Here is a 23,745-nt window from a genome sequence, read left to right as displayed (position 1 = left end):
CCGCCACTCACCCGGTCTGTACAACCGGAAAACCAATCAGGAAACTGGTACCGGTACCCGGCATGCTCTCTACCTGTATCGTTCCTTTATGATGCAGGATAATGTTCTGGGTGGCTGTTAAGCCCAATCCGGTTCCTTTTGTTTTACTGGTAAAGAACGGTTCAAACAGTTTGACCAGGTTCTCTTTGGGGATACCACTACCGTTGTCGGATATACGAATATATGTTTTATCCTGCTCATGATAGGTATACACACTCAGGATACCTTCTCCCGCTTTCATGGCTTCAATACCATTGATAATAATATTCAGCAAGGCAATCAGTATTTTATCTTCATCCGCCATCATCAGCTGATCCGGTGTCTGCAATGTTTTATCCACCCGCATATTATGCAGTTGCAAGCGGTCTGCAGCCTGCTGCAGTGCTTTCTCCGCCAGGCTGTTGAGCCCCTGTGGCTGCATATTCAGCTCCGACATACGGGTAGATTGCAATAACTCTGTCACCAATTGATTAATGCGGTGACAGTTACGTTCCATAATATCCAGGTAAAGCTGGATATCCGCATTCTCTTCTACCTGATCTGCTTTCAGCTGCGATACGGCCAGCAAAATATTGGTGAGCGGATTACGCACTTCGTGTGCAATCAACCGCGCAATACGGCCGGTAATGGCAAATTTTTCCTGTTGCTGTTTCTCCCGCTCTTTTCGCTTACGCTCTGTGATATTCTGGATGATGCACAGGTACAATTGTTTTTTTTCATCCAGCAGCGAGGCATTGATCATAACATCCAGCAATTGCCCGGCCTGATTCCGGAAAACATACTCCTGCTGCACCACCCCGTTCTCCGTACAAAGCTGATCCAGGAAGGCCTGTATGGTACCTTCTTCTGCAAACAGATTGGGCAAATGACGACTATACAATTCCGTTTCCTCATATCCCAATACCTGCAGTGCAGCCGGATTGGCAGCTACAATCTTATGTTCACAGTCTGCCAGTAAGATGAGGTCATTGGATTTTTCGAAGATGCTGAAATAACGCTTTTCACTTTTTTCAATGGCGTTCAGGTGGCCGAATTTGTCGAGGGTATACCGGATAGCCCGCTCCAGCAGTGCGGCATTGATTTCGCTCTTTACCAGATAGTCTGATGCACCTGCCAGCATTGCTTCTTTATCGATAAGATAATCTCCTTTCCCGGTAAACAGGATCACCGGTGCTTTATACCCCAGGTTGCGGAAGTGATGCAGTACATCAATACCGGTATGTGCACCCAGACGGTAATCTACCAGGTACAAATCATGGGTCCGCGTTTCAATAGCGGCCAGTGCTTCTTTGTAGGAAGATACCCACTTCAGTATATATTGATCAGGCGAGATATCCTGGAGTAAAGCATTTACCAGGAAAAAATCATCTTCATCATCATCAATCATTAAAATATACTTCTTACCATTCGTTACCATATCTCAAAAATTACCCGGTTCAGGAAAAACCGGTCAGGTATCAATATGTGCATCACTGTTTTTCAGCACCACATTGCTGCGTGGCAAAAACCATGCGGGAATAAGTGTTACCAGCAATATAATCAATGAAATATGAAACCCGTGTTTTAATGCGAGGTGATGCGCGTAATGATTGGAAGCACCGGCAAGGATGTGTTGATTAAAAGAGGCCTGCGTAATAATGGCCAGCACCGCAATTCCGATAGCACCGCCTACCTGTTGCATCAGCGTACTGATAGAAGACGCCATGGTTACTTCTTCCGGACGTACGGCACTCAACGTAGCAGCATTGAGCGGCGCCAGCAACAGCCCCATGCCCAATCCCCTGACGGTCATAGACAATATCACCATGCTAATACTGCTGCCTTTGTCCAGTATGGAAAAAAGATACATGGATACCGCCAGCAAAAAAAGACCACACATGGAAATCTCCCGGGAACCATGCTTATCCGACCATTTTCCGGCAAAAGGCATCAGGGCAGCCATAAAAACGGCATTGGGCAAAATCAGTAGTCCCGACATTCCTTCCGAAAAGCCCATTTGCTCCTGTAACAAAAAAGGCATCAGGAACAAGCCACCATACAACGCCGCCGAACGGGAAATCGTTACGAGAATACAACTAACGAAAGCATAGTTGGTAAATAATCCCAGGTCAATAATAGCCGTGGTTTTGTTACGATCCAGCCATATAAACGCCATCAACGCCACCACCGCTACTCCCAATGTGGCCAGGATAGCCGGCGAACCAATACCTGCTACTTCTGCTTTGGCAACCCCATATTGTAAACACACGAGGAAAATAGTCAGCAGTATGAATCCCGGTAAATCAAATGGCAGCTTTAGCTTAGGCTGTTTACGCAATACATCCAGGTATTTAAATGCCAGCACCACCGTGAGGATACCAATCGGGAGATTGATATAAAAGATAGATGGCCAGCCGAATTTCTCTGTCAGAATACCGCCCAGTGTGGGGCCCAGTGCCGGCCCTACCAGGTTGCCCAGTCCCCACCATCCCAATACGGCGCCCCGCACCCTGGCTGGAAAAATATAGGAAATGATGGCCATGGAAGTAGGCGCCATTGCACCGCCACCTAATGCCTGAATAACGCGGGCCGTCAACAATGACTCCAGATTGGTGGATAATGCACACAACAATGATCCGATGGTAAACAGGGAAATGGCGCCGATATACAGATTAAAAAATCCGATCCGGTTTTTCAGCCAGCTCGTCAGGGGCATCAGTACCGAAAAGCTGAGCATGTATACGGTAATTACCCACTCTATTTCATCGAGCGTACAGTTAAACTGCTTGCTCATAACGGGCAGGGATATATTAACAATGCTGGAATCTATACCCGCCATGGTAGTTCCCATAATCACCACCATGAGAATACCCGTTCTGTTAATATCTCTCATACCCTGTCTTTCATCATAAATATCAGCTGTGCCTTGGCTACAAAAGGATTCAGCGGATTGCAGTTAATCATAAACAAATAGGTAGCCAGTTCAGACAATTGCCAGTCTGTTACCAGCTCGCCATCTTTGAAGCAATAAATTTTTCTGAAATTAAAATCCACTGGAATCTGCAGTGCTGCGCAGGCATGCATGGCTCTGTCCAGTGGTTCCTGTTCCATCCCTTTATCCACATAGCCTAACTCCTGCATAATCTCGCTGGCAGTATACAGTAACGGCGGGTTTTTCAACTGGGAAATTTTTTCCGTTGCCATTACCTCTTCCAGATAATCAAAAAGTTTAAGCATGACCATTCTCGTTTAGTTGTGAAAGTTGCTGAAACAATTCTTTTTCCTTGTCAGAAAGTTGGGTGGGTATATGAACGATCGATTTCAGATACAGGTCGCCGGCTTCTCCTTTGTTATCATAGGCCGGCATGCCTTTACCTTTTAACCGGAATATTTTGCCACTGTCGGTACCCGCAGGAATATTCATATTGAGTGCCGTACCCGGGGTAGGTATGTGCAATTTACCGCCCAATACTGCGGTGTACAACGGTACAGCCACATTGGTATAAATGTCCTGTCCCCTTAATTCATATTGCGGATGTGCGCTCAGTTGAATGGTAATTAACAGGTCGCCGTTTTCACCACCTTTACGCCCCGGGCTGCCCTGGCCTTTTAAGCGGATTACCTGCCCTTCAGATAAGCCAGGTTTGAGTTTGATATTGAGCCGGCTGCCGTTTACTTCTACCTGGCGGGTAGCGCCACTGTAGGCATCTTCCAGCGATACTTCCATGGTAGCCTGTATATCGCGGCCACGACCCGGCTTTTGCTGCTGCCGGCGCTGACTGCCCGAAAAACGGCTGCCAAACAGCTGTTCAAAGAAATCAGAAAATTGCTCACCGCCTTCACCGCCAAACATATCTTCCATATTCCCCTGATAGGAATAGGATTGTCCCTGCCGGCTACCTCCATACTTCGACCAGTCAAAATCCTCCGGCCGGCCGCCATGCTGTTCATAATACTTATAATTCTCCCCAAACTGATCATATTTTTTCCGCTTCTCTGCATCACTCAATACTTCATATGCTTCGTTGATTTCTTTGAATTTATCTTCTGCGGCTTTATCCCCGGGATTCTTATCGGGATGATACTTTACGGCGAGTTTACGGTAGGCTTTCTTGATTTGTTCTGCTGTTGCTGCTTTGTCTACCCCTAATATCCTGTAGTAATCTTTTACATCCATATCTCTAAACATGTTAAGGTTAGCACTTGTTTTATGAATTTACGAATTACCCGGGAATCCTATATTTAAAAAATGGTGAACAGTAACGGAAACAACCATATACTATTCACCATGATGCTGTACTGAAACAGCCTGTTTATTTGCCCAGGTACACATTCGCCTGCAGCTTCTCTGCAATATACCCGATCGCTTTCTGTGCTTTTACACTGTTACCGGCTTTATCCAATGGCGGCGCGAAAACTGCGATCGCATATTTTCCCGGCACCACCGAAATAATACCGCCGCCCACGCCGCTCTTGCTGGGTAAACCTACATTAAACATCCAGGTACCGGTGGTTTCATACAAACCGGTCGTGCCCATAATAGCCAATACTTTCGGTACATACTTTTCTTTCACCAGTCTTTCCTTTGTTAGCGGGTTAACACCGCCATTGGCCAGTACAGCCGCCATCACGGCCAGATCGCGGGTATTGACGCCATAGGAACACTGTTTCGTATACACGTCGCAGGCTACCAGCGGATCATCATACATATAGCCATAGGATTTCAGCAACAAGGCGATGGCCTGGTTATGTACATTTGTAGCCGCTTCTGATTGATACAGCTCATCCAGCACTTTCAGGTCTCTCCCCGCCAGCTTATCAAAATAGGCATCTATCTTCTCCCACATCGTGGCTTTACCATAATAACCTGTGATTAAACTGGTAGTAGCCATTGCACCGGCATTCACCATCGGATTGGCAGGTTTCCGGCCGGCCATTTCGATGGCGGGTATCGAGTTAAAAGCTTGTCCGGTCTGATCGGCGCCGATTTTTTCCAGGATCACACTATCGCCGAAAAGCTCCATGGCCATACAAAGTGTGAATACTTTTTCTATGGATTCAATACCGAATTCATATTTGGTTTCTCCGATCTCGTAGATTTTCCCGTCTTTGGTAGCCAGTACAATACCGTACATATCCGGATTTACTGCTGCCAGGAAAGGAATATAGTCTGCATTTTTTCCGCTCTTATCATCTTTATACAACTCAAATGCTTCTTTGATCACCGCCTGGTAATCGACCGTTTTCTCCCGTTGCTGGGCGTATCCTGTGACAACGCCTGATAACAGTACAAGCAGTATGGTAACGATCCTTTTCATATTATTTTACTTTTATGTGGATGATCAGAATTTGAAGAAAGCACTGAATTGTGCCCGTATATCATCTCCTGTTTTATAATCTGAATTTTTCCTTATTCCGTACAATACCTCTCCGCCTATCTTGAAAAAGCCTGTAAAATAATAAGTCATACTCAACGAGCTATAATGCGTGGCTTTCAGCAAGGTGACCGGCAGGTTCAGCTTATCCGTATCAAGATTCAGATAACCCCATCCGATGGTTGAGCCCAGGCTCTCCGACCAGAAATGGTCGTAATACAGCCAGGTGGCCAGCATACTGATCTGCCGCAATCTTTTGTCGTCTATGGCGGCATAACCATCCAATCCTTGTCCACCCAGGTCTTCACTGTATTTGGCAAAGCCATTGCCATAGGCAAACTGAAACTTAACCGCATTATCGCCCTGCAAAGTAATACTTCCGGAGAAATTAAACGCGCCACCGATACCCCGCCGTTTTTCCTGCTCACCGTTACGATACTCCAACGGATGAAACAAGCCCGATACCCGGATATGACTGCGGGCATCTTCTCCGAAATTTTTCTGAAAGGCGACAGAAACATCCGGATAAAAAGTGCGGACTTTCCAGGTAGCCGGAATATTAATATCTGCCCCTGGTTGTTCCACCGCTACGGAAAAGGAAAAAGAGTCTTTCAACTGCTGGGTAAACCGCAGCTGTGCCTGTCGTATCCAGACATAGGAATTCGGGCCCCAGTAATCCAGGATATTAGGCCAGTTATCGGCATCCATAAAATTGCTCCAGTATTGCCCAAACGTCCATTTACCATGCTGAATATACGCATGCCTCAGCCGGGGCGCGCCACTGGTACTTCCCCACAGATCAAACTCCAGCACGGCTTTCAGGGCACGCCCTTTTTTATCAGGCTGCCCGTAGGCACTGAATGAAAACCGCGACTGACGGATAGAGAAAGCGGTATTGCCATCGGTGGTGGAGGGTACCGGAATGGTAGATGGCTGAAACGCATGCTGGTTCTCTATCTCCATAAAATCATGTATAAAATCGGCCTGTACATAGCCATTGAACTGCAACCGGATTCCTTTCACATCGGTAAACAGAAACCCATTATAACGGCCACCTTCCAGGAGGTTACGGGTCAGCCCTTTACCATGCTCTATTGTATCACGCTGCGCATAGACATGCATGCTGATCATCAATATAACGCATAAGACTATACGCTTTCCAGCCAGCAGCGGAAAGATAATATTGGTTTTCACATGAGGTGGTTTATAATGGAAAAGTCGTACTGCATTTGGTGATACCTGCGGATATTCCCCTACGAACATCCGTAACGTATAACAGACCAGCGCTGTATTTGTTCAGACAATTATCCCCCAACGGGGACCACATATGGTCACCGCAAAAACAGCTACCCCCAAAAACAAGACGCGATACCCGGTCACACCGGATATCGCATCTCTACCTACAGGCAGCAGTAAAAGACATACCAACTCCCACCTGAGGAACACTCACAGTAGAAAAATAGCGTCATCCAACAGGAGGATACTCCCGTTGCCAACAGCAAAAAAACAGTTCAGGGATCAATCCTCTTCCATATATTGGGAAGGTGCATCCAGGATTTCGTAGACGGACAACAATCCATGTACCTCTGCGGTAATATCCGCCAGCCTGGACACTTCTGCAGGTGTCAGTAACATCATTACGTGGTCTGCAGGTAATGGCAAACAAATCATTTTTTCATTGCCGGCCTGTTCAAAGGTCTTCTCTTCTGCAAGACGGGACACCATCTCCGCAAAGCAAACAAACTCCGCACCCGTCAGGTTAACAACGGTGGTACCAAATGCGAGCTGTACTCCTTTACAATGAGGACAACGAATCACATATCCGGCAGTACCATGGTATAAAGTCTGGTAATTACACATAGTCAATGGGTTTGTGCCTCCAGCGGCCATTGGAATGGCCGCTGTCAGGACTTATTTCATCACTCTTTTACTGTAATAATGGTGGTACAAACAACAGATGCATCATGTATAGCAAAATTACTCCGGGGTATCAAATACATATTGCAAATGTAAAGGGTGGAATATTGCCGGGTGGATCAAATCAGGAAAACGACTTACGCAAAAGGGAAACATTATAGTTAGGAATACAGCCATATATACCTGAAAAAGCGGCAACCAGCCTGTCATAGCCGATTACCGCCTTTTATGCGATGGATGGTATTGATTTTTTATTTGATATTCAGGTCCCGGGAACCATTCATTTGTATGGCATAACGGAAACTGATATAACCTGTTTTATTATCTCTGGTAGGATCTGCCGGACTATCCTTGTACACACTTGTTATCTGCAGTTTGGCAAAATTACCTTTCGCTGTTTTCACAATAACCGTGCGGGGAAAAGTATAAACGATATGGGATTTTTTAGGATTGCCCGGAAACAACGCGCCGCTGAAATCATAAAAAGCATACCCATTACCCGTACCCATAAAGTGATCCAGACCAATGTAATCATTGGTGACCATTTCTTCGTCTTTGACGGCTACCGAAGTAATATTGCTGAAAGAAGCACCAAACAGGCTTTGTGCCACCGGCAGGGAAGTAGGCTTATTGTTGGCCGCATCAAAAAATTTCGGTTCTATTGTGTTGTCCAGTACCAGGTATACCGCTCCTTTACCAGGTCCGCCAAAGCCTGGGCTATTGGCTGCTTTTCCATTATTAGGCGCAATACTGCTGTTATAGATACCGGTAAAGGCAACATCCCAGTTATTGGTTTGTGCCTGTGAAGCCGGTACGATACGGTTTTGCTCCAGGCTGAAATAAATAGTGGTAGCGCTGCCGGCAGAATTGGCCGCCGTATCCGCCATCATATTGTTAATCGTATATACCCCTGTTTTTACATTTTCACCGGCAGGAACAGGAGGAGGTGTCGGTTCCGGCTTATCATCACTCCCTTTCGAGCAGGCCGCCAGCATCATGATAACGGCAACGGCTAATGGAAAACTGCATTTCATATCTGATATTTTTATTGCGTGATTGATCGGTTAATTGTTCGGTGTTGTCAGGTTTCTGCTGCCATCGGTCTGCAGAAAATAGCGGAAAGTAAAATAAGGCGCCGGCCATAACAGGTCTGTTACCGTAGGCGGATTGCCTTTGTACATGCTGATCAGTTCCAGTTTGGCAAACTGCCCATCTGCGGTGCGTATTACAAAAGTGCGGTTGGGGATAGGGCGGGCCAGGTGCGTGGTTAAACTATAAAAGTACCAGCCCCGGTTCGAAGGCAACGGATAACCATCCCAGCCTGTACTCACCATATTGTGGGCCTTGAAATATTCATCGTCCGGTGCTGTGGTTAAAGTGGCATAAGGCTGGTCATAAAAAACGATTTCACCTACACCATTGCCACCATTACCGGGGCTCTTGCTGTTTTTGCCATTATTGACCACTACCATGGCATTATACAACTCCGTAAAAGCCACATCCCAGCTGTTGCTTTTCAGGTTGGCCGCCGAAGTATCCCATGATTGTTTACCGGTTTTAAAACTGAACAGAAAAGGCTTGAAAGGTCTTTTCTCCTTGTCGTCGATGCCCCCGCCTACAGAAGCACGGGTATCGCCGGCCATATCATAGATGACCGTACTCTTACCATCTTCGTAGGAACGTGTATTTTTAACTTCGTTATTGTCTTTTTTACAGGCAGTCATACCTGCCAGCAGCAACACGATAATGCCATAATTTAAACGCATGGTGATTATTTTTTAATGTCTTTAAAAAAACGCCAGGTAAGCCCACCCATAATAATACGGCCAGGTTGCGCAGGCATCAGCATATCTGTATAGTTCAACAGGTTATCAGCTGTCACCTGTATGGATAAATGTTTGTTGAATAATTTTTTTTCGAGGGAGGCATACAAAAGATAGTAGCCTTCCACATAGGTATCATACTTATCAATGAACCGGTTTCCATTGGCATCATCAAAACCATATTTACCGCGGTAGTTCACCCGGCAGCTGGCCGTAATACCCAGGGGTTCATATTCATAAAACACCCGCAGGTTCAACATATGCCGGGAACGGTTTTCGAGACCGAAGTAATCGGACGCTACTGCTTTTCCGGATTCACCGGTATTGTTATTGCGCACGGTTCTGTAAGGATAGGCGCCGGCATTAATGGAATCAATCACACCGCGGTCCTTGGCATACAACAGCTGATATCCGATACTCACATCCATACCTGTAAACGGTTTCCACAGCAAACTGGCTTCCAGTCCTTTCATATAGGAACGATTCAGGTTCATATAGGAAAATACCTGCTGGTAATTGGTTTTGGTAGCCACCTGTATGGTGTTGATCAGGTTATGAACATCGTGATAAAATGCATTTACATCCAGCTTAATATTGGCAGGAAGACTAACGGTGACGCCTACGTTATAAGAGACGGAAGTTTCTGGTTGCAGGTTTTTGCCGATCCGGTCTGCCACAGGTCTTATTTCGCTGATTTGTCCGCTGGCCTGCATTTCTTTCAGGGCGTCTTCCATTACAGCGGCGCCCAGTACGGTATATCCTTGTTGCAGGTTGGTGAATACCTGGTAGCGTTCTTTAAAATCCGGTGTTTTGAACCCGGTACCCAGTGAGGCTTTCAGTGTTAACTGCGGCAAAGGGGAGTAGCGCAGTCCGGCGCTGGGATTTAAGCGGCCGCCGTAAGTATTGTGGTGGTCATACCGCAGGCCTGCCAGTGCATTGAATTTTTCGTGTGGCTTCCAGTCGGCCTGTGTATAGGCAAACAGCCCGTTCATATTACCTGCTTCCCGGTAGTTCACGTTATTCATGGTTTCCAAAGTAGCGCCGGCGCCGGCTGTCAGCGACCATTGGCGGCCCAGTTCCCGTGCGGCCCGTACTTCTGCCCGGTGCAGGTACTGGGTAAAAATGCTCTGGCTGTTTACCACGCCTCCCGCATCCGGCAGGGTAGTTTGCTGATCAGAAGTATACCTGGTCAGATAGTATTGGGTACTGAGGCGGGTACCGCCTTTGAAGTTGTTGTGCAGGAGTACCGAAATATTCATGTCTCCTTCTTTCAGTACATCTTTGCTGGTATGGGTAGCGCCTTTTCCATAACTGTTTTCTGTCACGGAACGGCGATCCGCATAACGCCCGGTGAGACTCAATGTACTGGCCGGGCTGATGGCGTATCTGGCGCGGCCTTGCAAAGAAAAGCTATTGTAGGGTGGTGCAGTGGTTCCCCGGGTGAGATAGGGGTTTACACTGAAACCATCTGTATGATAATAGTTGGCAGACAGGTAGGCAGATCCTTTCCCTTTATGGATAGGCGTTTCCCCTTCCAGGGTAGCATCCGTATTATTCAGGGAACCATACCGGATCGCTGCCAGCGCCTGCGGCGTTTTGATGCCCTGACGGGTAATAATATTAATGACACCTGCCAGTGCTTCACTTCCAAACAGACTGGAAGAAGCGCCTTTAATAATTTCAATCCGTTCTATATCGGAAACGGTTATACGGGAAAGGTCAAAATCGCCGGCATTCCGCCCTACCATGGGTTGTCCGTCTATCAGGATCATGGTGTAGGCAGAACTGAATCCCTGCATCTGCAGTCCCACTGCTCTTCCACCACCTTTGATGTCGTTGACGATAGCCAGGCCGGTTTGTTCACGCAGCACTTCATCCAGGCGGCGGCTTCCCATCATGGCAATCGTTTTACGGCTGATAACCGTTACCGGCATAGCCGCTTTATTCACCAGGCTTTCCGTTTCCGTTCTGGCCGCAGTCACCTCTACCCCTTTCAGGTTGCGGGGTACGTGGCTGCTATCCTGCTGTGCCAGTGCCGGGAAACTCCCCATACACAATAAACAGGTGAATAAAAGTTGATCGATACGCATTATTTAAATATTTCGGGCTTTTGTTAAAATCAATTTCACTCTACTACAATCGGACTTTCCGCCCCGAATACATCTTCAATCAAATAAAACCGGTATCCCAGGAAAATACCATCGTAGGTACCTGCTGGCATATTATCCGGTACACGCAGGGTTACGGTGGTAGCAGTAGATCCTACTACTTCCAGGGAAGGCCCCAGGTCACCGTTTGCCAGCAATTGTGCGGTTTTAATGGTTTTAATACGTTGTCCTTTCAGCGTAAAGGTTTGTCCTTTCTTTATACGCAGGTCGCCGTAAGTGTCTAGTTCAGGTGCTTCTCCCATATATAAAAACATCGTAGCCGGGTTAACGGTATGGTTGCCTGATTGTACCATCAGCTTATACATACCTGTGTCCAGGGTAGCAGGTGTAGTATAGTATACCATGTCTCTGCGGATAGAATCTATTCTTAAAGGAATCTTATCTCCTTTGGTACTGATGAAAGACAACTTCGTACGTACAGCGTCAGGCAGCAGGTAATAGGCGCTGAGGCGGCCGGGACTGCCAGGGAAAGTATTGATAAAGCTGCCGGCTGGCAGATTGATAACAGGTTGTGGCTGACTGGAGACTATTTTAAGATGATATTGCGTGGTTGTTCCGTTTTCGGCGGTAACCGTAAAGGAAGTACCGGCAACAAAGGGTACAGCTACACCGGAAGCCGGGGCCACTGTGGCTTTATCCGTCACCGTCAGCTGCGGGGTAATAGTAGCCGGCATCGTCTGCTCATAAGGCCAGTAGATAACAATATCCTGGCCCGTGATGGCTGCCGACAGCGGCTTACCGGCAGCATCGGCAATCGTAAATGATTCCAGCTGCGTATAAGGTAATTTTGCTGTTTCTTTCGTACAGGCCTGTAGTAAAAAGGCAGCTGTCAGGAATAGAACAGCTGCGCACGGAAGAATATATTTTCTGAATATGTTCATTGTATAGTAATTTTATCCAAAATGCCTGTACCGGCCTGTTTTATGTTGCACTTTCCGAGGGTGCGCACACATTACAAGTGCCGGTACTTTTTTTATTGCAGGCGCTGGTAATCAAATGACAGATAAGGGATTGGCTCCGTTCCTGTCGGGTTAGCCGGCATATCTTTATAAATGCTCAGCATTTTAATTTTATAGATTTCAGTGACAGTAGCACCGGAAACTTTGTAGGCAATCAATGTTCTGCCCACAACTGGTAATACTTTGTGATTATCGTTGAAGAAATAGTTATACCAACCTGCTGTGGCTGAATTATAACCCAGTTTATTGTTTGGCGCCGCTGTGAGGTTAGCTACTGCGTTTGCAGCAGTGATGCTGCCATACGCTAAGGTAGCTGCATCAATATATCCCAGGGTAAAACCGTTCACTCCATTCACATCCGCATTAAAATATCCGTTCAGCAACAGGGCACGGGAGGCGCTCACGGCTGATACTTTTGATTCGGTGCTCAGGCTGTAGTAAAAAGGAGCCGGAGATGCCGGTGGAATGATGCTATCGCTTTTCAGGTTTCTAACCTGTGCGATATCACCTACACCAATGGCACGTGCCAGCAGGGAACCATTTTTAGCAACCTGACCTTGCGCCAGGGCGTTGGAAGCGGTTCCGTCCAGTGGTTGTACGGCATTCTCTTTCTGACAGGAAGTGGCTATCATGGCAATCAATGCGACAGCTGCTATTTTTCTGAGTAAATAAGTCATGTTTTCAAGGAGTTTATGATATGATGAATTGCTGTTAAGGTTACAAGCCGTCACAGACATTTTGGATGAACATTATCTGGTTATCTGTTGAATGATCACAGGGTTTTTCAGTTTCACTGTTTTACTGAAAGAGGTGACACGGATACTGTATTTACCGGATGGCAATGCTGCCGGATCTGGTGGAATGGCTCCGGAAAAAGTAGTAAAACCCAAAGGCGCATTGGTGAGGGTAGTCAACGGATAACCTTTCCCTGCTTCATTGACGAGGGTGACAAAAGTAACTTTGGCATTCGGGATCAGGTTATCGCCCTGAATAGTCACTACTACATTTTCCTGTTTGGGATAATGGGTCAGTACCACCGGCGCATCTGATTTCTCTGAAAATTCATTAGCCTGTATATCCGGTTGCTGCCCGTTGATAATCAGTTGATAGGTATAGGAACTACCGTCTTTGGCACGTACGGTATAGGTAATAGCACTGTCCATGGCTGCTTTCAGCGGCCAGTTTTCTACCAGGGTGTTGCTGGCCGGTGTAACCGTAGCACCTGCCGGTACTTTTATTTCCGGCAACAAAGAAAGTAGACCGGAATAATAAGGAACATATAACGTAATGGTGGCATTTTTATCATTCACTGCTCCCAATAAGGGACCGTCCTGTACGTTGGTGACTGCAAACTCCAGGATACGGTTTTCCGGCAGGGCAGGAGCGTCCGTTGTCTTTTTACAGGCGCCCAATACCAGTATACAAAAAGCAACTGCCAGTATTGGTTGAATAGCTACATAAAGAGGCCTCATATTTTCGTATATTCGTTATAGTTATATGCATAACATGCCTTGCCTCCGCCCGGAAGCGGCGCTGTTGTCAATAACTGACGTTAATAAGTTATTTGTTTTTATTGGGTATAGTCTGCGGGCGGAGTTCTTTAAAATTGCAAGGCAAAAATAGCAGCGCCGGAATTAAAATACAGATCGAATCCGGAAAAAATAATGCAGACCTGTTAACTATAACTGTTTCAATAAATTACGCCACTCCGGCAGCTCAGGAATACCCGGTTTACGCTTTCCGAAAAACTGTACAATCATTTCACCAGCTGCATCAAATACTTCAAGAGAAGTAACACCGCCTTCTCCTGGCTTATCTACCACCCAGCACTGCGCAACATCCGTGGTTTTCAGGTGCAGGTTAAAATCAGGATCCATTACATTGATCCATCCGGGAATTTCCAGGATATTCTTTACCGCACCGGTATGTATCTGTATATTTCCCGGATTGCCTACAAACACCATAATTTCCAATCCGGAAGCAGCAGCCTGCTGTAAGATACTTTTCACGCTCTCATTGCTCACCTGCCGGGAGAAAGTACCCGCAGCAATTTCCAGCGCCTGTAAACGGCCCGCCCGGTATTTCATGAGCATCGGATAAAAATCGTGGGTATCTTTCAGTGCACCCCAGTCTGCGAGGAATTTTTCCTTGTCGATGTTTGTGGCATTCGGTGGCGGCGGTGCACTCACGGTAACGGTTATATTTTCCGGCTGTTCAGCAGCAGTATAGGTGGCCACTAAAGCATCCCAGGCAGCCAGGTCAGTTTCCGGCTGTGCATATATTTTGATCACGGCTTCTCCGGCAGCATCAAATACCTGCAGGGATCTTTTAAAGCCGGTTGTTTCATCATCAGCTACGGCAAAACCAAATACCCATTTCTGCAGGAACATGCGCAAATCAATATCCTTCCCCAGTATCAGCCCTACATGTTTATTTTCGGTGCTTACTTCTTCGGCAATACCTTTCCGTTCTATCACGCAGCTTTCATTACGGGTAAGCACCATGATGCGACCCAGCGAAGGCAATTGTAACAGCAGCTCCCGGTAATCGCTACGCAGGTGCTTTACCAGCGGCCCCGTACAGGCAGCCACCAGCTGTGCTTCACTTACCTGCAGGGTACGGGCAGCATCCCGGATACGTACTTTGGGCTGTTCCTGTTTGAATGCCAGCCATTGTGATTTAAGAGAGGAGATGATTGTTTCCATTTGCTAATATTTTTTTTGATGGGAGATGATGAGTAGTAGTAATAATCAATGGGTAACTACAGGATGGATGAGTGAGCACCTGTGTATCAATATCAAAGCAGTGGCGTATATGCGCCGCAGTTAATACTTCAGCCGGCCTACCGGCCGCATAGATACCGCCCCGGTGCAACAGGACAAGTTTATCTGCATAGGCTGCCGCCAGCTGAAAATCATGCAGTACGGCTATCACCAGTACCCCTTTTCGGGTAAGTTCCTGCGCCAGCTGTAATGCCAGTTGCTGATGTCGTATATCCATTCCCGTTACCGGTTCGTCCAGCAGCAACATTTTCTTCCCGGCATAATCTGTCGTTTGCAAATCCGGCGTTTCCAGCAGCTGGGCCAGTACCCGGGCCATATGTACCCGTTGTTGCTGGCCTCCTGACAACGTGAGCCAGGAGCGTTCCCGCAATTCAGCTATCTGCAGTACCTGCAGGGCATAATCAATGATCGCTTTATCCAGGGCGGGCGTAGCATGATAAACATAACGCCCCATGCGTACAATTTCTTCCACGGTGAAAGGCAGCTGCAGGTGCATCTTTTGCGACAACACGGCCCGGCAACGGGCCTGCGCTGCAGCCGGCAACTGTTGTAAGGACTGCCCGCCGAGCTGTATATCACCGGTAAAATGCGTGTATTCTCCCGCGATCGTTTTCAACAACGTGGATTTTCCGGCGCCATTCGCGCCCATTAATACACACAGCTCTCCCGGCGCCGCCTCCAGGCTTATCTGATGCAGGATGGGCTGTTTGCCGAACGACAAGGAAACTTGCTGGATACTTAACATTATACGATCAGTGTTCTTTTTTCTTTGATGATCAACCAGATAAAGAAAGGTGCGCCGATAATGGCGGTCACGATCCCCACCGGTAACTCTGCCGGTGCTAATACTGTCCGGCAAAAAAGGTCGGCAATGGTTAATAAAGTAGCACCTGCCAACGCCGCACATGGAAACAATATACCATACCGCGGTCCGGTAAATTGCCGCACAATATGCGGTACTACCAGGCCTACAAAACCAATAATGCCTGTTACGGATACACCAGCTGCTACCGCCATGGTGGCCAGTAACAACAATTTTACTTTCAGCGGTTGTACGTTTACCCCGCTGTGCATCGCTTCTCTTTCCCCCAGCGCAAATACATCCAGGGCAGCCGATAATCGTGGCAGCAACAGTACCGGTAACAATATAAAAGGCGCTGCTACCCCTAACGTTTGCCAGGATGCGCCACCCAGGCTTCCCATCGTCCAGAATACAATGCTGCGCAGTTGTTCGTTGGTAGATAAATAGGTCAGCAATCCTACCAGCGCCATACACAATGCATTGATGGCAATGCCGCCCAGCAGCATCATGGTAACAGAAGAACCACTATCGGTACGGGCTATACGAATAATTAAATATGCCGCCAGAAATGCGCCGCCAAAAGCAGCGATATTGAGGGCGTAATAATGTAGCCAGCCGCTGTTGAACCAGGCTGGCATGGCCAGCTGAAACACAATCATACCCACCGCCGACAACGATGCACCGGAGCTGATACCAATCAGACCGGGATCTGCCATTGGATTACGGAATAATCCCTGCATGGCAGCCCCTGCCACCGCCAGGCCGGCGCCCGTGAGCACGCCCATTAATACCCGCGGCAACCGGATCATCCATAGTACGCCCTCCATAGCAGGTGCATAGCTAACGGGAACGGCTATACCAATTTTATGCAACAGGATGGCCAATACCTGCAGGGGAGAGATATACATCGCACCGGTACCGGTGGCAATCAATACCACCAGCACCAATACGATGCTGAGTAAGCTCACTGTTCCTGTTTTCTTCAATTGTTGTTTCAAATCCGTCAAGGTTAATAAGCATTATCCGCCGATCTTCTGCGACAGTTCTTTAATAGCGGGGATAACCCGTGGCCCGAAGCCCGACAGTAATAAGCCATCCATCACAATTACTTTCCGGTTTTTACCGGCATTGGTTTGTGCAACACCCGGCACTTTCAGCAATCCATCTACACCGCCCAGGCTTTGCAATCCGATATCAAATAACAGCACTACATCCGGATTAGCGGCTACCAGTGCTTCTGCCGTTAACGGCTTAAAATCATGGAAACCGGTGGCTGCATTGGCAGCACCAGCCAGGGTTATCATTTTGTCCATCGGCGTTCCTTCACCTGCTACCATCATGGTACCGGCGCCACGCGCGTATATGAACAGTACTTTCTTATTTTGTTTGGCAATGTGCAGCGCTGCCTGTTGCTGGTCTATCTGCTTGCACAAGGCGGTACCTTTGGCAGGTACATTCAGTGCGGCAGCGATCTGGGTGATCAGTTTTTTGGTTCCCGCTACAGAATAATCCTGTTCTACAATTACATTGGCGATGCCTACACTTTTAAACTGGGCAATCACTGCCGGGCTTAAAAAATTAGCGGTAGAAAGAATCAGGTCCGGTTGCAACGCCAATACCGGCTCTGCACTGATATTACGGTTATGTCCCACTTTGGGCACTTTCTCCATAGCAGCCGGATAGATACTGGTTACATCTACGCCTACAATCTGCTGCTGAAAACCAAGGTCACACAGTATTTCTGTTACTGTACCGTTTAAAGACACAATCCTTTTATAGGATGACTGTGCATAGGTACTAACGCTAACGCCTATCTGCAGGCATAGCAAAAACAGCACGGTGCTGCACCGTAATTTGAATGACATAAATATGTTGTTTAAAATGTGGGAATAGATAATCTGAATCTGATCATCATCTAACCGGGAAAAATCAATACCATGACAGCTTTCCGGCAGATGAATAGAATGGTTGCCCCACCCGGGATAGGGCAACCATCGGCCCGCAGGAACAATCTTTACTCCGCCATGCTCCCGCAGGTTATTCTAAAAGGGCATAGTTATCCCTTCTGGTATGCAGTTCATTAAAAAGCACACCAAATGTCTTTTGTTATTACAGTCTTGAAATGAGTTGATGAAAAACACGTCCTTCCAACAGTGGTTGCTGGCAGAATCATGCAATTATTGTAGCGGAGTAATTTTTTGCTGACACAAACTTACGTCATAAAAATGTAATCAAATGATCGAATCGGGAAAAAATATGACAATTATAGGAAAATCGGGAAAATTTAGTTCGTCATGCAACTAAATCGGTTTTTTATGTGTTAAAGAGACAATTAAAAAAATATCATCCATGGATTGGGACGAAATACTGGACCCTGTTTCGCCATTGTATCAGGAAACTATGCAGGAACAAATGAGAGTTGTAGACATGCAGGACGGGCTGATAGCCGCCGCCAAAAAACTATTGGAAACACACTATCCGGATATACAACAGCTGACACCCCGGCACGCCCGGCAGCTGGAAACAGCGATTGTGAAACATGCGGTCAATATGGCCATTGACATGCATCTTATTCTTCAGGGGAGGGAAGCCGGTGAACCATTGTAGCCACTATACAACAAGCCTATTCTACTTTAAAGGTCATTCTTTGGGTATTAATACCACCAACAATACCATAACCATTCGTAATGTTTGTAAACACCCTTACCGGTTCTATAATGATACTGTTGCCGGTGGTGATCTGGGAAGCAATGGTGCGCAGATACTTATAACTATTATAGGTCAGGGTGCTTACTTCCACCATCATGTAGCTGGTATGTACAATGGGATCATCGGTCTGCAGTACGAAGGTGACTGTTTTTCCATTAAAACGTTCATCACTCATAATCAGACTGCTGTAGCTGGAGCCGGTAAAAAATTCGATCAGGTTATTATTGAAAGTAGGATCCAGGCGAAACAAACGTAACGTATCCGGTTTCATATCCGGGCCGCAGGCAAAAACACGGACACGATAAAAATTATTGCCACGCACATCATCACTCAGGGTAAAGCGAACCCGGTTACTATTCCGTTGGGCGCCCGGCATACCAGCCTGTGGCCCCACCGGCAGGGTATCTGTACCGGCAACCGGCTGCATGCCGGCTGCGGAGGCCCGTATGGTATATTGTTTACCCAGCACTGCTTTTTCAGCGGATACAAAATAATGCTGGCCTTTGATCTGCCTGATCTGCGGTGTGGGAAGGGCTTTGCCGTCTTCTTCCAATACCACGTCCGCATTCACCATCGCACCGAAAATGGCTTCATCATAGATACTCGTTGCCACACTGCGGTTAATACGTATATAAATGACACTATCGGGTTGAATAAGACTGTTAATCACCAGCTTATTTCCTTCATACGGCAGTGCCGTATCGACCCGTTTTATACAACTGCTCATCAGCAGCACCAACCCTATCGCATATACGAAAGCAGACTTCATCGATGTTCATTTAAAAACTTACGGAATAGGTAATACTTGGCAATATTGGCAGAATGGTTATCTTATTGAGATAGCGTTTTTTCGTCACCTCATCTTCCTGGAGATAGTAAAATAATGCATTCTTCTGATTATATACGTTATATATACTCAGGTTCCAGGTTTTCCGCCAGCGCTTTTTCTGTTTACTGTAAGTAATACTGAGGTCCAGGCGATGTTCGTCGGCGGTTCTGAAATTATAGCGGCTATCATACCTGTCTACGGGCATCGTTTCCGGCCCCGGATCCCAGGGCGAGGCATTGCCTATTCCCAGGTAACTGGCCACCGGCAAAGTGATAGGGGCGCCGGTAGTATAATGCCAGGAAGCAGATATCTCCCAGTTTTTACTGAGTTTCTGCATCACCACGGCTTCCAGATCATGCCGGTGATCGTATTTATAAGGGAAAATTTCACCGCGGTTAATGCCGGGGAAACGCCGGGTAGACCACGCCAGGGTATAGCCTATCCATCCGGTAGTGTTGCCTTTCTTCTTCTGTATCATCAATTCTCCGCCATAGCTCCAGCCTTGTCCTACCGTTACTTTTTCATCCCACCGGCTTAAATTCGGGCTGGTCATTAAGCTGTCGTCCCGGTATTCCACCATATTATCCATGGATTTGAAATACCCTTCCAGCGAAAATTCAAAATTATGATCAGTAGTGGTTTTAGCAATACCCGCAGCTACCTGCACGGAGAACATCGGCGCTACCCGCTGGGTAGAAGGTACCCATATATCCGTAGGCAGGGAGGCACCGCTGTTGGTCAGCAGGTGAAGGTACTGCGTCATATGTGTATAGGCAGCTTTTATGGCCCAGTTGCGCGGTAAAACATATCTCATACCCAGGCGTGGTTGTATCGACGGATAAAACCGGCCTTCCACCTGGAACCCCGACATATGCAATCCCAGGTTGGCAAACAGGTGCTGACTCAACTTCCATTCATCTTCTATGTATACCGACATCTCCACACCGCGGGAACGCATCTCCTGATCTATGGTATCCAATGGTTTCAACCGGCTGTCCATATCTTTCAGCACCGAACTGCTTGGCTTAAAGTAATTCAGGCTGCCGGCCGCACCGAAACGCAGGGAATGGGAAGGGTTGGGCCGGAAATCAAAATCGATCTTCGTACCTACGTTCTGCATCCGCGAGCTGTATCGGCCAAACAAATCCACCCGCTGGTCAGCAGCGGGAATGGTATATTTCTGGTTAAATTCTGTAAAGAAAGAATACCGTGAGTAGTTGATCGTTACATTGGAAAATAACCTGGGACCATAAATATGATTCCAGCGCAGGGCGCCAATGGTATTGCCCCATCCTGCTACAAACCCGCCTGCTTCCAGTCGCATCTTGGTAGGGTCATAAGGTACGATGGTCGTATCTTCCATGGATTGCCGGACACTGATCTTATCTTCTCCCTTATAAAAACTTAAAAAAATCCGGTCTTTGGGAGAAAAAATATGATTGACTTTAGCATTGATATCATAAAAATAGGCGCCCAGTGAACCATTCGGGTCCAATATATTACCGGATTGCAATACTGCATTCATCAGCAGATCCGGATAGGAGCGGCGCCCCGAGACCATGAAAGACGTTTTATTTTTTATAATCGGTCCTTCCAGGTTAAACTTGGCAGAAATTAATCCGATAGACACATCGCCATGATAAGCTTTCATATCCCCTTCCTTCATGGTGATATCTATCACCGAAGACAGGCGACCACCAAACCTGGCAGGGAAAGCGCCCTTGTAGAGGTCTGTATTTTTGATCACATCTGTATTCAGTAAAGAGAATACCCCGAAGAAGTGAGAGAAGTTGAACAATGGGGTGCCATCCATTAAAATCAGGTTCTGATCCGGGCTGCCTCCCCGCACATGCAAGCCACCGGCACCATCCAGGCCGCCGGTAATACCGGGCAACGACTGTAAGGTGCGCATGACATCCGACTCTCCCAATAACTTGGGCATCGCCTGCACTTCTGACATCTGCAGATTTACTTTACTCATCTGCGTCTGATCCTGCAGCCTGTTTTTTTCTGTGGCACTCACCACTACCTCCTTGAGGTTTGCCAGCGGTTCCAGTGATATTGTCAGTAATTTATTCCCCCGGTTGGCGACTGATTGCAGGAAAGGGGTATAGCCGACATAAGATATAATGAGGCTGTTGGTATCTTTTACGGTCGTCAGACTAAAGTAGCCATATTGATTGGTGGTAGTACCCTGTTGTAAGGACGGCGAGTAAATGGTGGCGCCGATGAGTCTTTCCCCGGTCACCATATCTTCCACATATCCACTGATGGTGCGGTAATTTCGCTTCACGGGTAACAATACCAGTTGATCTCCTACCCGGGTAAAACGTATATCATCAGGGTCAAACAAGTCCTCCAGCACCCTTTTGAGGCGCTGGTTGTGTGCTGTTATCGTAACTTTCCGGGACAAATTGACAAGTTCCCTGCTATAAGAGAAATGAATTCCGTATTCTTTTTCCAACAACTCACATACAGCTTTTACAGGCTGCTCTTTCACCACTACCGTTACTCTTGTTTGCCAGTCCCACCCCCAAACACGTAACGGGAAACAAAAAAGCAAGATTCCCGTTAGCAGTTTTTCGGCTAACGACATGATATAGTCTTATTAAAAGTATGACAGAGAGCTGTTAGCTTTACAGCCGTTGAGCGTCCGCAGTACTGCAGACGCTCAATAACAGCAGGCTAATAGCTTATTTTAATTGGTATTGTCTATCTCCTGTTTTTTCCCATTGGGCATTTAAAGTCATCGCCAGGGCGCTGATCATATCATCAATTGATTCTCCTGTAAAATTTGCATTCACAGTAAGTTTCAACAATGCCGTATCAGCTACCTCCACTTTAACGTCGTACACCGCTGTTATCGTATGCAGCACTTCTTCCAATTGGGTATCATGAAAAGCCAGTGATTTTTTCACGGCATCCGTTACATGGGAAGCCACGCGAAAAGCCGGCCGGGTTTTATCCTGTTGCAGCAGCATACCTTCGGTAAGCAGCGCACTGTCGCCCTTATCATGATCAATCACCATCACCTTACCACTGCTTACATGTACTTTCAGCGCAGTGGTGGTGGGCTCATAATCCACCATAAACCGGGTACCCAGCACCTTCACTTCTTTATTATGTCCTAAAACGATTACAAAAGGGTTTTCTGCACTGCCTGCCACATTGAAAGTAGCCTGGCCTGAAAAACTCACTTTTCTGTTGTGGTCATTAAACCCGCTGGCAATTTCCAGTCTGGCAGCAGCCGATAACTGTACTTCACTGCCATCTTTGAGCCGGGCATCTACCGGGCCTGCGTATACCTGTTCCGGAGATTTGCCGGTCATAAACCACACGCCTGCTCCCAGCACAATTAATAAAACAGCGGCCACTTTCAGCCAGGTATAATTACGTTTTGTTGTCATGGGCACCACTACCGGTGTTCCATCCATTTTATCGTATAGTTGTTGCCAGGACTTGTCCGTATCAGCCGTTGCTACGGTCTGATTATCTGTGGCGGTATCCAGCACCTTACGTAAAGATGCCAGTAACACCGGATTGCCGGCGTCGTCCTGCTGCCATGCTTCCACCCACGCACGCTCTTCAGCATCTGCTTCATCCAGCAGATACTTGCACAGCAAGGTATACAATGCTTCATCGGGAAAAGAAGGTGTCATTAGCAGTTGCTTGTTTTTATTAGTCGCAGCCCGAAAGGGGTTTGTCAGTTAGTTAATTAATAGACGCACGGAAGATCGTCCCTCCCCTATGCCTCCCGGAATATTTTTAAAAGAGAAAACCTGTCAGCAAAGGCAGGTATTCTTTCAGCTCCTCATGCAGGATTTTCAGGGCTTTGCCCATTTGATTTTCCACAGTTTTCACGGAAATATTCATGGCACTGGCTATTTCAGCATATTTCAGCTGGTGCTGCCGGCTTAGGATAAATACTTCCCGGCAACGTTCAGGTAACCGTTCGAGCGCCCGCTGATAAAGCGTTTCCAGTTCTTTTACCTGGTCAGTAGCCTGCGTAGCTGTTTCCCGCACGGCGCCGTATCCGGTTTCCTTTTCGGACCTTACGGTGTCTTTACGCCATTGGCTGATGGCAGTATTCCTGATAGCAGAAAACAAATAGGCTTTAACGGGACCGGTAATCGTAATACTATCCCGCTTTTCCCAGATCCGAAGAAATACCTGCTGCACAATTTCCTCCGCTACATGAGGATCCCCCGTGTAGTGAGTGGCAAAGGCCAGGCAGTGTGCATGGTTTTCTTTGAATAAGACTTCGAATGTATGGAGTTCCAACATGATGCTAAGTCACAAATATAAGGAGATTGCAGCAAGCTCAAAGCACAAAGCATAAAGCATTCTCCTTATCTTTGCCAC

Annotated in this window: 22 protein-coding genes; 1 reads left to right on the top strand and 21 read right to left on the bottom strand. The window is 47.1% G+C overall.

Translation table 11 applies throughout. The annotated features are described in order from the left end of the window. Positions 1 to 7: 7 nt before the first annotated feature. The 17 genes from OL444_RS06700 to OL444_RS06620 all read right to left on the bottom strand — a co-directional run bounded on the left by OL444_RS06700 (position 8) and on the right by OL444_RS06620 (position 17,710). Positions 8 to 1,456, bottom strand: a complete 1,449-nt coding sequence (locus OL444_RS06700) for a hybrid sensor histidine kinase/response regulator (protein ID WP_264733996.1) — start codon at positions 1,454 to 1,456, stop codon at positions 8 to 10. A 33-nt stretch (positions 1,457 to 1,489) separates the two neighbouring features. Next, entirely contained in the window at positions 1,490 to 2,911 is a 1,422-nt protein-coding gene (locus tag OL444_RS06695) for an MDR family MFS transporter (protein ID WP_264733997.1), read from the bottom strand. Beyond that, the gene (locus OL444_RS06690) at positions 2,908 to 3,255 is read right to left on the bottom strand and encodes a hypothetical protein (RefSeq protein WP_264733998.1); all 348 of its coding nucleotides are present in this window, start codon (positions 3,253 to 3,255) and stop codon (positions 2,908 to 2,910) included. The genes OL444_RS06695 and OL444_RS06690 overlap by 4 nt, the downstream gene beginning before the upstream one ends. Next, positions 3,248 to 4,207 carry a DnaJ C-terminal domain-containing protein gene (locus tag OL444_RS06685; RefSeq protein WP_264733999.1) on the bottom strand — a complete coding sequence of 320 codons (960 nt, stop codon included), beginning with the start codon at positions 4,205 to 4,207 and terminating at the stop codon, positions 3,248 to 3,250. Before OL444_RS06685 ends, OL444_RS06690 begins: the two co-directional genes overlap by 8 nt. A gap of 124 nt (positions 4,208 to 4,331) precedes the next feature. Then, a complete protein-coding gene (gene glsA, locus OL444_RS06680) occupies positions 4,332 to 5,336 on the bottom strand; it encodes a glutaminase A (RefSeq protein WP_264734000.1) in 1,005 nt (334 codons plus the stop codon). A 24-nt stretch (positions 5,337 to 5,360) separates the two neighbouring features. Further along, positions 5,361 to 6,587, bottom strand: a complete 1,227-nt coding sequence (locus tag OL444_RS06675; RefSeq protein WP_264734001.1) for a DcaP family trimeric outer membrane transporter — start codon at positions 6,585 to 6,587, stop codon at positions 5,361 to 5,363. Between the two features lie 324 nt (positions 6,588 to 6,911). Next, complete coding sequence (locus tag OL444_RS06670) at positions 6,912 to 7,253, bottom strand: DUF6686 family protein (protein WP_264734002.1); 342 nt, start codon at positions 7,251 to 7,253, stop codon at positions 6,912 to 6,914. A 308-nt stretch (positions 7,254 to 7,561) separates the two neighbouring features. Next, complete coding sequence (locus tag OL444_RS06665) at positions 7,562 to 8,344, bottom strand: HmuY family protein (protein WP_264734003.1); 783 nt, start codon at positions 8,342 to 8,344, stop codon at positions 7,562 to 7,564. Positions 8,345 to 8,374: 30 nt separating this feature from the next. Then, positions 8,375 to 9,076, bottom strand: a complete 702-nt coding sequence (locus OL444_RS06660) for an HmuY family protein (RefSeq protein WP_264734004.1) — start codon at positions 9,074 to 9,076, stop codon at positions 8,375 to 8,377. A gap of 5 nt (positions 9,077 to 9,081) precedes the next feature. Then, positions 9,082 to 11,223, bottom strand: coding sequence for a TonB-dependent receptor plug domain-containing protein (locus OL444_RS06655; RefSeq protein ID WP_264734005.1), 2,142 nt, complete (start codon positions 11,221 to 11,223; stop codon positions 9,082 to 9,084). A 35-nt stretch (positions 11,224 to 11,258) separates the two neighbouring features. Continuing rightward, on the bottom strand, positions 11,259 to 12,182 hold the full coding sequence (locus OL444_RS06650; RefSeq protein WP_264734006.1) for an SGBP N-terminal domain-containing protein: 924 nt from the start codon (positions 12,180 to 12,182) through the stop codon (positions 11,259 to 11,261). A gap of 92 nt (positions 12,183 to 12,274) precedes the next feature. After that, positions 12,275 to 12,937 (bottom strand): MerR family transcriptional regulator, encoded by a 663-nt coding sequence (locus OL444_RS06645; RefSeq protein WP_264734007.1) that lies wholly within the window; start codon positions 12,935 to 12,937, stop codon positions 12,275 to 12,277. A gap of 72 nt (positions 12,938 to 13,009) precedes the next feature. Then, positions 13,010 to 13,732, bottom strand: coding sequence for an SGBP N-terminal domain-containing protein (locus tag OL444_RS06640; RefSeq protein ID WP_264734008.1), 723 nt, complete (start codon positions 13,730 to 13,732; stop codon positions 13,010 to 13,012). A 207-nt stretch (positions 13,733 to 13,939) separates the two neighbouring features. Next, positions 13,940 to 14,965: a hemin-degrading factor gene (locus OL444_RS06635; protein ID WP_264734009.1), complete on the bottom strand. Its 1,026-nt coding sequence runs from the start codon at positions 14,963 to 14,965 to the stop codon at positions 13,940 to 13,942. Next, a complete protein-coding gene (locus OL444_RS06630; protein WP_264734010.1) occupies positions 14,940 to 15,788 on the bottom strand; it encodes a heme ABC transporter ATP-binding protein in 849 nt (282 codons plus the stop codon). The genes OL444_RS06635 and OL444_RS06630 overlap by 26 nt, the downstream gene beginning before the upstream one ends. After that, positions 15,788 to 16,843, bottom strand: a complete 1,056-nt coding sequence (locus OL444_RS06625; protein WP_264734011.1) for a FecCD family ABC transporter permease — start codon at positions 16,841 to 16,843, stop codon at positions 15,788 to 15,790. Before OL444_RS06625 ends, OL444_RS06630 begins: the two co-directional genes overlap by 1 nt. A 21-nt stretch (positions 16,844 to 16,864) precedes the next feature. Continuing rightward, positions 16,865 to 17,710: a heme/hemin ABC transporter substrate-binding protein gene (locus OL444_RS06620; protein ID WP_264734012.1), complete on the bottom strand. Its 846-nt coding sequence runs from the start codon at positions 17,708 to 17,710 to the stop codon at positions 16,865 to 16,867. Between the two features lie 484 nt (positions 17,711 to 18,194). On the opposite strand from OL444_RS06620, the gene OL444_RS06615 reads away from it, so the two are divergent. Continuing rightward, complete coding sequence (locus OL444_RS06615) at positions 18,195 to 18,452, top strand: hypothetical protein (protein ID WP_264734013.1); 258 nt, start codon at positions 18,195 to 18,197, stop codon at positions 18,450 to 18,452. A 16-nt stretch (positions 18,453 to 18,468) separates the two neighbouring features. Here the strand turns inward: OL444_RS06615 and OL444_RS06610 are convergent, their stop codons facing one another. The 4 genes from OL444_RS06610 to OL444_RS06595 form a co-directional block, all read right to left on the bottom strand. Then, positions 18,469 to 19,323, bottom strand: a complete 855-nt coding sequence (locus OL444_RS06610; protein ID WP_264734014.1) for a DUF4249 domain-containing protein — start codon at positions 19,321 to 19,323, stop codon at positions 18,469 to 18,471. 10 nt (positions 19,324 to 19,333) lie between these two features. Then, positions 19,334 to 21,979 (bottom strand): TonB-dependent receptor, encoded by a 2,646-nt coding sequence (locus OL444_RS06605; protein ID WP_264734015.1) that lies wholly within the window; start codon positions 21,977 to 21,979, stop codon positions 19,334 to 19,336. Positions 21,980 to 22,076: 97 nt separating this feature from the next. Continuing rightward, positions 22,077 to 23,042 carry a FecR family protein gene (locus OL444_RS06600; RefSeq protein WP_264734016.1) on the bottom strand — a complete coding sequence of 322 codons (966 nt, stop codon included), beginning with the start codon at positions 23,040 to 23,042 and terminating at the stop codon, positions 22,077 to 22,079. A gap of 106 nt (positions 23,043 to 23,148) precedes the next feature. Next, positions 23,149 to 23,667 (bottom strand): RNA polymerase sigma-70 factor, encoded by a 519-nt coding sequence (locus OL444_RS06595; protein ID WP_264734017.1) that lies wholly within the window; start codon positions 23,665 to 23,667, stop codon positions 23,149 to 23,151. Positions 23,668 to 23,745: the final 78 nt, after the last annotated feature.

The sequence above is a fragment of the Chitinophaga nivalis genome (assembly GCF_025989125.1).
Classification (GTDB): Bacteria; Bacteroidota; Bacteroidia; order Chitinophagales; family Chitinophagaceae; genus Chitinophaga; species Chitinophaga nivalis.
The sequence above is the reverse complement of the archived record's forward strand: the minus strand, read 5'-3'. Positions and strand labels throughout refer to the sequence as shown.